We start from the raw sequence: 11109 nt of genomic DNA, 5'->3' as shown, positions 1-11109 counted from the left end.
TTGCCGCTGGCTTGCGGCAATACCGTCGTCTTCAAGGGCTCCGAAATCTGTCCGGCCACGCATGGCCTCATCATCGAAGCCATCCAGGATGCCGGCCTGCCTGCGGGCGTGGTCAACTTCATTACCAACGCACCGCAAGACGCCGGGCAAATTGTCGAGGCCATCATCGCCAACCCGGCGGTGCGACGGGTCAATTTCACCGGGTCGACCCGTGTGGGCCGCCTCATCGCCTCGCAATGCGCCAGGCACCTCAAGCCCGCCGTGCTGGAACTGGGCGGCAAGGCGCCTTTCATCGTCCTGCACGATGGCGACATCGAGGCGGCCGTACAGGCCGCAGCCTTTGGTGCCTTCGCCAATTCTGGGCAGATCTGCATGTCCACCGAGCGCATCATCGTCGACGAGCGCGTCGCCGATGACTTCGTCGCGCGTCTGGCCGCCAAGGCGCGCAGCCTGCCGCTGGGCGATCCGCGCCAGGGACCGGTGGTATTGGGTTCGGTGGTGGATCTGGCCACCGTACAGCGCTGCAACGCCCTCATCGACGATGCCCTGGCCAAGGGCGCAACGATGGTCTGCGGCGGCAAGGCCGAGAGCACGCTGATGCCGGCGACGCTGCTGGACCACGTAACGGCGCAGATGAATATCTACCACGAAGAGTCCTTCGGACCGGTCAAGCCCATCGTGCGGGTCAAGGATGATGAGGCCGCCATCGCCTGTGCCAACGACAACGAATATGGCTTGTCGGCAGCGCTGTTCAGCCGCGATGTCGCCCGCGCCCTGAGCCTGGCGCGCCGTATCGAATCGGGCATCTGCCACATCAATGGCGCCACCGTCCACGACGAGGCACAGATGCCCTTCGGCGGTGTCAAGTCGAGTGGCTTCGGCCATTTCGGCGGCAAGGCCGGCATCGCCGAATTCACTGACCTGCGCTGGGTCACGGTGCAAACCACGCCACGTCATTACCCGTTCTGAGCCGGACGAGATCAGGCGCGCAAAGATCCGGCCTGACCGAACACCACAACAATAATCGCAACAGCGGGCCGATCCGCATCGGACCCGTGCGATATCAACGAGGAGACCGCCATGACAACGACATCCTGGCTCTTGCAGCACGACTGCGCGCCCGCGCGCATCGCTTCACCCACCCCCGCGATCACCGTTGGCAACACCCGGGAGCGCGCATGAGCACCCACACCGTAGAACAAGCCAAGACCGTCGATATCGGACGCGTGCTGGATGAGGGCGCATTTACCGGTTTCCAGAAGCTGGTGGTGTGCCTGGCGGCGCTGTCGATCGTCATGGACGGCTTCGATGGGCAACTGATCGGTTTCGCCATCCCCAGCCTGATCAAGGAATGGGGGATCACGCGCAACGCCTTCGCTCCGGCGGTCGCGGCCGGCCTGGTGGGCATGGGCATCGGCAGCGCCTTCGCCGGGCTGTTCGCGGATCGTTTCGGGCGTCGCCTGGCCATCATCGGCAGTGTCTTCGTCTTCGGCCTGGCCACCAGCCTCATCTCGCTCTCGCCGGACATCACCACCATTGCCATCCTGCGCTTCTTCGCCGGCCTGGGCATCGGCGGGGCCTTGCCGACCTCGACCACCATGACGGCCGAATTCAGCCCGGCCCGCAGACGCACGCTGGCAGTCACGGCCACCATCGTCTGCGTTCCGCTGGGCGGCATGCTGGCGGGCTTGTTCGCCAACCTGGTGTTGCCGCACTACGGCTGGCGTGGCCTGTTCCTGCTGGGCGGTCTGCTGCCGGTCGCATTTTCGGTGTTGCTGTGGTTCGTCATCCCGGAGTCGCCGCGTTACCTGGCGCGCCAGCCGCATCGCTGGGATGAGCTGCGACGCCTGCTGCGGCGCATGTCGCGCGCGGTGGCAGCCGACATCCGCTTCAGCGATGCGCGTGAACAGACCACGCACCCGCGTGCCGGATTCGGCGCGTTGTTTGCCCCCGGGCAGGCACGCGACACCATGGCGCTGTGGATCGCCTTCTTCATGAACCTGCTGGCTGTCTACAGTGCATTCAGCTGGCTTCCCACGATGCTGGCCGGAGAGGGCCTGAGTCCCTCGGTGGCCGGCAGCGGCCTGACGGCCTACAACGTCGGTGGCGTCCTCGGGGCATTGCTGTGCGCTTTGATCATCGGCCGCTTCGGCTCACGGGTGCCGATGTTGCTGTGCTGCCTGGCCGCTGCGGCGACCGCATTGCTGCTGCGCAGCCTGGACGTGGCCAGCCAGACCACGCTGCTGGTGGTCGGAATAGGCTTGCACGGGCTCTTCGTCAATGCCGTCCAATGCACGATGTATGCACTGTGCGCCTATATCTATCCGACCCAGGTGCGCGCCACCGGCACTGCCGCAGCACTGGCCTTCGGTCGGCTGGGCGCCATCCTGAGCGCCTTTGCCGGCGCCATCGTGATCACCCAGGGCGGTGCCTCAGGTTATCTGGCGATGTTGGCAGGGGCGATGCTGTTCGTCTTTGTCGCGTTGCTGTCGGTACGCAAGCATATTCCCCGCGCTACGGTAGCCCCTGCGCATCTGAAGAAGGAACATTAAGCATGAACATTGCCATCGTCGGCGCTGGCGCCATGGGAGGCCTGTTTGGTGCGCGTCTCGCACTGAGTGGACAGCAGGTCAGTTTCATCGAAGTCACCCCCGCTACGATCGCTGCGATCAGCAGTAACGGCCTGTCCCTGAGCGATGACAAGGGCGTGCATACGGTGAGGGTGCCGGTCGGGACGGCCGACACCTTCTCCGAACCGTTTGATCTGATCGTCTTTTTTACCAAGGGCTTCCATACCCACGGCGCCGCCCATGCCCTGGGTCATCTGGTGGGGCCGGGAACCTGGGCGCTATCGGTGCAAAATGGCCTGGGGAATGCAGAAATCATTGCCGAAGTGATTCCGCGCGAACGCATCATCGTCGGCATGACCAACCTGCCCGCCGACCTCAGGTCTGCCGGGGTGGTGCACAGCCATGGCGATGGCCAGGTCAGGATATGGACGCTGTCGGGGCAGCACCGCCCGGAGGTGAGCCAGATCGCCGAAATCTTCAGCCTCGCCGGCCTCCATTGCAGCGCCGACCCGCAGGTGCAACAAGCCATCTGGGAAAAGATCGCCTTCAATGCAGCGTTGAATTCGGTCTGTGCCGTCAGCGGCTGCAATGTGGGTACGGTCGGATCAAGCGGTGAAGGCCGCAGCCTGGCATTGCGCATCGCCACCGAAACGGTGGCCGTGGCCCATGCACTGCAGATTCCGGTCAGTCTGCCTCAGGTGGAGCAGGCGATAGATCATGCGTTCAGGATGCACACAAACCACAAGCCATCGATGCTGCAGGATATCGAAGCCGGACGGCAGACCGAAATCGACTTCATCAATGGCGCCGTGATCAGGCACGGCCTCGAGCAGGGGGTGCCGACGCCGACCGTGACGGCGCTGTATCAGTTGGTCAAAATGATGGAGGCCAATGCCAGGTTGAAGAAAAGTGGTGGTCCCATCTGAGTGGTCTTGCCCCAAGGTCGGCAAGAAAGCTGATGACGGCAGAAACCGTCACTGTCGCGGACTCCCGAACCTTGGCAAGGTGGCCAAAAGTTTGAAGCCTCAGATGCAAGTATAGCCACCGTCGGCCTGGATGACGGCGCCAGTGATGAGGCTGGCCGCCTCCGAGGCCAGAAACGCCACCACTGCCGCGACTTCGTCCGGGCGCCCCATGCGCTGCTGGGGTGTGAGATCCATCCAGCGCGCGATCAAGGCCTTTTCCTTTTCCAGCTCCTGCAGCAGCGGCGTGGCGATATAGGTCGGCGCCACTGCATTGACCCTGATCCCGCGCGTGGCCCACTCCACCGCCAGCGAACGCGTCAGGTGGTGGACCGCCGCCTTGGAGGCGTTGTAGTGGCACTGCGGCTGCGGCACGTTGACGATCATCCCCGACATGGAGCCGATGTTGATGATGCTGCCCCTGCCACGTTCCAGCATGCGTCGGCCAAAGGCCCGGCAGGTCTTGAAGACGCCGCCCAGGTTGACCGCCAGCACGCGGTCCCATTCGTCATCTTCCATTTCCTCGGCCGGCGTGTTGCTGACCACGCCGGCATTGCAGACCAGGATGTCCAGCGGTGGAATCCTCGCGGCCAGGGCGTTCAAGGCCTTGCTATCGGTCACATCCAGCGCGAACGCCTGGCCTGGCCGCGCCAGTCCGGTGGCGATGGCGGCGGCACGATCCCCGTCAAGATCGGTGCAGACCACCGTGGCCCCTTGCTCGGCCAGTGCTGTCGCGCAGGCGGCACCGATGCCTTGCCCGGCGCCGGTCACCAGGGCCAGTTTGCCAGTGAGGTCCTGGGGTGAGCGTGTGTTCATGTTTGTGTCTCCTTGAAATCATAAATGATAGTAATGCTACATAAATCAGGCCTATCTTTTGACGTGCGGAATCTTTTTGGGCGTTTATCGTTAAATATATAGAAAAAATTCGACGCTTCTAAGTTGTCCACGGTGCATTTATCTAGTTATACTAGATTTTCCGTCGTTCGAGGAGGTGCATCATGCAGGATGTGTTGGCCCGGCTGTCGGGCAAGCTGTTTATCGCAGGCCAGTTCGTCGAGGGGCAGGGCTCGCGGCTGCAGGTGCGCAATCCCGCTCGCAACACGCCCATCGGCGACATTGCCGTGGCTACTTCGGCCGAGATCGATTCTGCCGTCGCGGCGGCCGAGCTTGCCTGGCGCCCCTGGTCGCGCCAGCCGGCACGGGTCCGCGCCGATGCCTTGCACAGGCTGGGCAGCCTGATCCTCGATGACGCGCCGACCATGGCCCAGGTGATGACGGCAGAACAGGGCAAGCCTCTCGGCGAGGCCCTGGGCGAGATCAAAAAGCTGGCTGAAGCCTGCCATTTCTATGCCGAAGAAGCCCTGCGGGTGCACGGCGAGATCATTCCCAATGACCAGCCCGGTTACCAGAGCCTGGTGATGCGCGAAGCCATCGGCGTGGTGGCGGCCATCACCCCCTGGAACTATCCGGCCGAACTGGTCGGCTGGAAGCTGTGCGCCGGCGTGGCCGCTGGGTGTGCGGTGATCATCAAGCCCTCCGAATTCACTCCCTTCACGGCACTGTATATCGCCGAGAAAGCCCGGCAGGCAGGCATTCCGGCCGGTATCGTGACCGTGCTGACCGGCGATGGTGCCAGCGTCGGGCTGGCGCTGGTGCAACACCCGTCTGTCTCCAAGATCGCCTTTACCGGATCGAGCCAGACCGGCTTGCGCATCCAGCAATCCTGTCCCTCGATCAAGCGCCTGTCGCTGGAGCTGGGCGGCAATTGCCCCATGCTGGTGACCCGCCACGCCGATCTGGCACAAGCGGTACGGGGCGCCGTGCGGCGTTCCTTCCGCAACATGGGGCAGATCTGCATCGCCATCAATCGCATCTATGTCGAGCGCGCCGTCTATGCGGACTTTCTGGAACAGTTCGCCACGGGCACGCGCGCGCTGGTCATCGGCGACGGGCTGTTGCATCCGCAGGCGGACGTAGGATCAATGGCGCAGCTTGCGCCCCTGCAGAAGACCCGGGTGCACCTGCAGGATGCGCTGGAGCAGGGCGCCAGGCTGGTGGCTGGCGGCACTGCCCCGGATGGCGAGCAGTTCGTGCAGGGCTTCTTCTTCCAGCCCACCATTGTGGCCGACTGCACCCACGCCATGCTGGTCATGCGCGAAGAGACCTTCGGCCCGCTGGTCGGCGTGGCGCCCTTCGATACGCTGGATGAGGCCATCGCGCTGGCCAACGACACGCCCTATGGCCTGGCCGCCTACGCCTATACCCAGAACCTGCAGGAAATCCATCGCTGCGCGGCTGAGCTGGACGTCGGCAATGTGGCCATCAACCATGTCGACGCCGGCATCATGAATGCGCCCTATGGTGGGCGCAAGCAGAGCGGGGTCGGCGTGGAGCACGGGCGCGAGGGCTTGCTGGAGTATTTCCAGTTCAAGCACGTGCGTCTGCATCACGGCGTGGGAGTCTGATCATGACGGCCTGCCTGTTGGGCATAGACCTCGGCACCTCCGCCTGCAAGGCCTTGCTGCTCTCGACCGATGCACGCATCCTCGCCAGCGCCAGCGTGGACTATCCGGTGTCGCAACCGCGCGAGCGCTGGGTCGAGCAGGAGCCGGCGCACTGGATAGCAGCGGCGCGCCAGGCCGTGGCCCAGGTGCTGCAGGCAGCGGGATCGGTCGAGGTGCTGTGCATCGGCCTGTCGGGACAGATGCATGGCCTCACCGCGCTGGATCAACACTACCGGCCGCTGCGTCCGGCCATCCTGTGGAACGACCAGCGCAACCAGGCCGAGGCCGACCGGATCACGCAGGCGGCCGGTGGCTTGACGTCCTTGCTGGCACACACCGGCAACCGCATGCTGGTCGGCTATACCGGAGGCAAGCTGCTATGGATGCAGCAGCACGAGCCGCAATGGTATGAACAGCTGCGGGTCGCCCTCAATCCCAAGGATTATCTGCGTTACGTGCTCACCGGAGAGATCGCCACCGAGGTCTCCGACGCATCCGGCACGGGCCTGTTCGACGTACGGCGCAGGCAGTGGGCGACCGAGCTGATCGCCTTGGTCGGGCTGGATTCCGCCCATTTGCCCGCCTGTTTCGAATCGCAGGTCGTCAGCGGCCATGTGCACGCTCAGGCAGCCGCCATGTTTGGCATCGCAGCGGGGATTCCGGTGATCGGGGGCGGCGGCGACAGCGTGATCCAGTCACTGGGTGCCGGCGTGGTGGCCCCCGGCACGCTGCAGACCACCATCGGCACCGCCGGCATCGTCGCCGCTGCGCTGGATCAACCCCTGTCTTCGCCGGATGGGCGGATACAGGTCTTCTGCAACGTCGCTGACCAACGCTGGCATGCCATGGGCGTGTCACTCAATGCGGGCGGGGCGCTGGCCTGGTTCCGCAATGTGCTGTGTGCCGGCGCGGGCGAGTCGCCATCCTTCGAGGCCATCGCCGAGGCCGCCGGGCGTAGCGTTCCCGGGGCACATGGCTTGCTGTTCCTGCCTTACCTCAACGGCGAGCGCTGCCCCCATCCCGATCCTTCAGCCCGTGCCGCCTTCATCGGCCTCCATGCCCGCCATGATCACGCCGACCTCTCGCGCAGCGTACTGGAGGGCGTGGTGCATTCCCTGTGCGACATGCAGGACCTGATGCGCAGCATGGGCGTGTCCTCTTCGGAAGTCAGCACCTCCGGCGGCGGCGCGCGCTCGGCAGTATGGCGGCAGATCCAGGCCGACATGCTGGGTTGCGACGTCCTCACGCGCCAGGGCGCGGCCGAAGGAGCCGCCCTGGGCGCAGCGCTGCTGGCCGGCGTCAGCATGCAGGTATGGCCGGACATCGACCACGCCGCCAGCCTGCTGCCGGAGCTTACCCGCGAGCGCCCCGACGTCACCCGGCGCGAGCGCTATGAGCAGGCCCGCGCCATCTATCAGCAACTCTATCCGCTGCTCACCGGCAGCTTCGCCCGCCTGGGCGCATTGGCAGAGCTCGGGGAGGTGCCATGAACCAGCACGCACACGCCAGCTACGAGGCCCTCATCTTCGACCTCGACGGCACACTCATCGACAGTGCGCCCGACATCGCCGCCGCCGTCAATGCCTACCTGGCCGAACAAGGCCATGCCGCCCTGGAGGTGGCGCAGGTCGAACGCTTCATCGGCAATGGTCCGCGCCGCCTGATCGAGGACATCCTCGTTGAACAGGGTGTCGCCCTTGGCACGGCCGAACTGGATGCCGCCGTGGCGTGCTACATCGCTCACTACCGCCGCAATCCGGCCAGTCATACGCGCTTCTTTCCCCATGTGCGCGAAGACCTGGCCAAGCTGCGGGCGGCCGGCATCCGTCTGGGCATCTGCACCAACAAGCCGCATGCGCTGACGCGGCAAATCCTCGATCTGCTGGAGCTGTCGCCGCTGGTGGAAGTGGCGTTGGGCGCCGATGCCGTACCGGCCTGCAAGCCCGATCCCGGCCATCTGCTGGCGGTGGCCGAACAGATGGCGCTGGCCGAGGGCGCCTGGGCCTACGTCGGCGATACCACGGTCGACCAGGCCACGGCCGCTGCGGCCGGCGTGCCGTTCTTCGTGGTGCCCTGGGGGGGCGGCAGCGATGTCAGGGTTGGTCAGGAGCAAAGACTGCATCGCCTGGAGGACCTGCTGTCTTATAGAATCGCCCCCTGGGTAAAACCGACAATAAAAGCCGACAATAAAGGACAGTCATGAGCAATAGCCTGCTACAGCAGATACTGCGCGAGCAAGAGGAAATGAAGACCGCCGAATTGCGCATCGCACGCTTCGTCAGCCAGGCGCCGGGCGAGGTGATCCACATGACCATGGCCGCGCTGGCCGAGCGTTGTGCCGTCAGCGACCCGACCATCGTGCGCTTCTGCCGCCGCTTCGGCTTCAACGGCTATCAGGACTTCAAGTTGGGACTGGCGCAAAGCCTGGTGCCCACGGCGCCCTTCGTCTACGAGCAGATCACCAGGCACGATGATATCGGCAACATCGTGCGCAAGACCTGCCGCAATTCCCTGTCCGCCATCCAGCGCGCGCTGGACGATCTGGTCCCGCGCCAGATCGAAGAGGCAGCGGCCCTGCTGCAGTCGGCCAACTGGATCGGCATCTATGCCAGCGGCATTTCCGAGATCACCGCGCTGGACGCCGAACACAAGTTCCAGCGCCTGGGCCTGCGTTGCTCGGCGGTGATGGAAGAAAAGAAGCAATGGATGCACGCCGAGCGCTCGCGCCCCAACGAAGTGGCGCTGATCTTCTCGCAATCGGGGCATACCAAGCGCATGGTGGAACTGGCCATGGCGGCCCGTACCGGCGGCGCCCGGGTGGTGTCGGTGACCGCAGCCAACAGCCCGCTGGCAGCGGTCACGGATGCCCTCATTGCCGTCTTGCCCTATGACCAGACCGAATTCATGACGCCGCTGGCTTCGCGTCTGAATCACCACCTGGTGGTCAACATGCTGGTGACCGCCATCGCCGTGGCCAGCAACAGCGAATTCCCCGATCAGTTGCCGGCGCTCGATTCCTGGATGACGGACAAGATCTAGCGCTTTGCCCAACCTCATCCGGGCCCGTGTTTTTCAAGAGGAGACATCCATGCAGTTGAACCAGAACGAAGCAAAGAAACTGGCCGGCCGCCGCGCCATCGAGGAATTCGTACGCAATGGCATGCGCCTGGGACTGGGCTCGGGAACCACGTCGCACTTCTTCGTGCGGGAACTGGCCAAGCACATCGCCGATGGCCTCGACGTCACCTGTACCGCCACCTCGCGCTCCACCATCGACGTCGCCCGCGAAGTCGGCATTACCATCATGGACCCCAATGAAATCGGCCAGCTCGACCTGACCATCGACGGTCCGGATGAAATCGACCGCGACTTCCAGATGATCAAGGGGGGTGGCGCCTGCCTGCTATGGGAAAAGATCATCGCCCATGCCTCCACCCGGATGATCACCATCTGCGACGAGAGCAAGATCGTCGACCGGCTGGGCGCTTTCCCGCTGCCGGTAGAGGTGGTCCAGTTCGCCTGGAAGCAGACCGAACGCATGATCGCCAGGCTGTTGCAAGGGCAGGGCGTCGAGGCGCGTATCGTCCGTCGTACCCGGGACGAGCGGCCGGTGGTGACCGATAGCGGCAATTTCATCCTGGACTGCCACTGCCAGAGCATCGCCAATGCCCCGCTGCTGGAGACCGAACTCAACCGCATCCCCGGCGTGGTCGAGAACGGACTGTTCACGCGTGAAGCCGCGGGCATGGTGGTGGGCTGCTTTGATGGCACTTCCCATGTTCGCTTGCGTGCAGAGATCTAGTAAAACTCCGTCCGCCTGACACAAGCATTCTTTTGCCTTGCTTTGCGTTTTTTCTTGTTGTGTTTTTCCCCGAGGATGGCCCCTGATGTAAGCAGAAGCGTTTCACTGATAGTCAGCATGGCCTCGCTTGCATCATTTTTATAGCAAAACTATATAAATTTTTGGAGGTAGACATGAAGCACAATCACCAATCCACCCGCCGCCAGATCGTCCTGGGCAGCCTGGCACTGGGGGCCATGGCCACCACGCGCTGGGCGTCGGCGCAGCAGAAACTGCTGATCCCGTTCAGCAACAAGAGCCTGGACTATTACTTCTTCGTGATCGAGGAGGCGGCCGTGAAGCGCGCCGTCGAAGCCAACCAGGGCAGCTTCCAGGCCACCAACGCCAGCTTCGACAACACCCGCCAGCTGGAGCAATGGCAATCGCTGATGCTCTCGCGGCCGGCGGCGCTGGTGTCGGACCCGATCGACAGCCAGGCCATCGTCAGTGCGCTGCGCCGCTATAACCAGCAGAAGATCCCGGTGGCCATCATCGATACCCCGGCCGAAAGCGGCAACGTCGCCATCACCGTCAGCTTCGACAACCGCCTGGGCGGCGTCATGGCTGCCAGGGAAATCATCAACCGTCTGATCAAGAAGCACGGCAGCCCCAAGGGCAAGGTCCTCAACTGCTACGGCGCGCTGGCCAGCGTGGCCTGGCGCCAGCGCAAGGAGGGCATGGATGCCGAGTTCGCCAAGTATCCCGGCATCACCTACATTGCCCGACCCACCGAAGGCAAGCTGGACCAGATGCTGTCCGTCACCCTGGCCACGCTGTCCGAACATCCTGACCTGGACGCCGTGCATGCGCCCAGCGATTCGCCGGCACGCGGCATCGCCACCGCCCTGCAGCAGAAGAACCGCTGGAAGAAGGTTGATGAAAAGGACCACGTCATCTTCGTCACCATCGATGGCGAGCCGGTGGCGCTGCGCTGGATCCAGGATGGCTACATGGACGCCTGCGTCTCGCAGGACCCGATCGCCTATGGCGAGGTGGCGGTGGAAATGCTGGTCAAGTATTCCATCGCCGGCAAGGAAGTCCCCATCGGGCCGTACGAGAACAAGAAATACTTCTGGGAGAAGGGCCTGATCGTCAAGGGCCAGACCGGTCCCACGCTGATCATTCCGCCCTTCGTGATCGACCGCAGCAATGCCGCTGACCAGCGGCACTGGGGTTACGTGGCCGAGAAGGTGTGGGGCATCGCCTATACCTGATGGCCTGCCGGCCGATGA

At 64.0% G+C, this 11109-nt stretch carries 10 protein-coding genes; 9 read left to right on the top strand and 1 reads right to left on the bottom strand.

All coding sequences use genetic code 11. The features are described from left to right. From HFRIS_RS20310 to HFRIS_RS20300, 3 genes are all read left to right on the top strand, one after another. The coding region (locus HFRIS_RS20310) for an aldehyde dehydrogenase family protein (protein WP_039876659.1) at positions 1–969 on the top strand (969 nt) is incomplete at its 5' end. A gap of 209 nt (positions 970–1178) precedes the next feature. Further along, positions 1179–2552, top strand: coding sequence for an MFS transporter (locus tag HFRIS_RS20305; RefSeq protein ID WP_006464870.1), 1374 nt, complete (start codon positions 1179–1181; stop codon positions 2550–2552). 2 nt (positions 2553–2554) lie between these two features. Further along, entirely contained in the window at positions 2555–3496 is a 942-nt protein-coding gene (locus tag HFRIS_RS20300; RefSeq protein WP_006464869.1) for a ketopantoate reductase family protein, read from the top strand. 99 nt (positions 3497–3595) lie between these two features. Here HFRIS_RS20300 and HFRIS_RS20295 read toward each other — a convergent pair whose 3' ends face one another. Beyond that, positions 3596–4348 (bottom strand): SDR family NAD(P)-dependent oxidoreductase, encoded by a 753-nt coding sequence (locus HFRIS_RS20295; RefSeq protein ID WP_006464868.1) that lies wholly within the window; start codon positions 4346–4348, stop codon positions 3596–3598. Positions 4349–4530: 182 nt separating this feature from the next. On the opposite strand from HFRIS_RS20295, the gene HFRIS_RS20290 reads away from it, so the two are divergent. The 6 genes from HFRIS_RS20290 (at position 4531) to HFRIS_RS20265 (ending at position 11091) form a co-directional block, all read left to right on the top strand. Then, positions 4531–5997 carry an aldehyde dehydrogenase family protein gene (locus HFRIS_RS20290; protein WP_006464867.1) on the top strand — a complete coding sequence of 489 codons (1467 nt, stop codon included), beginning with the start codon at positions 4531–4533 and terminating at the stop codon, positions 5995–5997. Between the two features lie 2 nt (positions 5998–5999). Then, positions 6000–7526, top strand: a complete 1527-nt coding sequence (gene xylB, locus HFRIS_RS20285) for a xylulokinase (RefSeq protein ID WP_006464866.1) — start codon at positions 6000–6002, stop codon at positions 7524–7526. Then, positions 7523–8239, top strand: a complete 717-nt coding sequence (gene gph / locus HFRIS_RS20280) for a phosphoglycolate phosphatase (protein WP_006464865.1) — start codon at positions 7523–7525, stop codon at positions 8237–8239. The genes xylB and gph overlap by 4 nt, the downstream gene beginning before the upstream one ends. Continuing rightward, the gene (locus tag HFRIS_RS20275) at positions 8236–9075 is read left to right on the top strand and encodes a MurR/RpiR family transcriptional regulator (protein WP_006464864.1); all 840 of its coding nucleotides are present in this window, start codon (positions 8236–8238) and stop codon (positions 9073–9075) included. The genes gph and HFRIS_RS20275 overlap by 4 nt, the downstream gene beginning before the upstream one ends. 49 nt (positions 9076–9124) lie before the next feature. Then, the gene (gene rpiA, locus HFRIS_RS20270) at positions 9125–9838 is read left to right on the top strand and encodes a ribose-5-phosphate isomerase RpiA (protein WP_006464863.1); all 714 of its coding nucleotides are present in this window, start codon (positions 9125–9127) and stop codon (positions 9836–9838) included. A gap of 173 nt (positions 9839–10011) precedes the next feature. Next, positions 10012–11091: a sugar ABC transporter substrate-binding protein gene (locus HFRIS_RS20265; protein ID WP_006464862.1), complete on the top strand. Its 1080-nt coding sequence runs from the start codon at positions 10012–10014 to the stop codon at positions 11089–11091. Positions 11092–11109 lie beyond the last annotated feature (18 nt).

This window comes from Herbaspirillum frisingense GSF30, from assembly GCF_000300975.2.
Classification (GTDB): domain Bacteria; phylum Pseudomonadota; class Gammaproteobacteria; order Burkholderiales; family Burkholderiaceae_D; genus Herbaspirillum; species Herbaspirillum frisingense.
The sequence above is the reverse complement of the archived record's forward strand: the minus strand, read 5'-3'. Positions and strand labels throughout refer to the sequence as shown.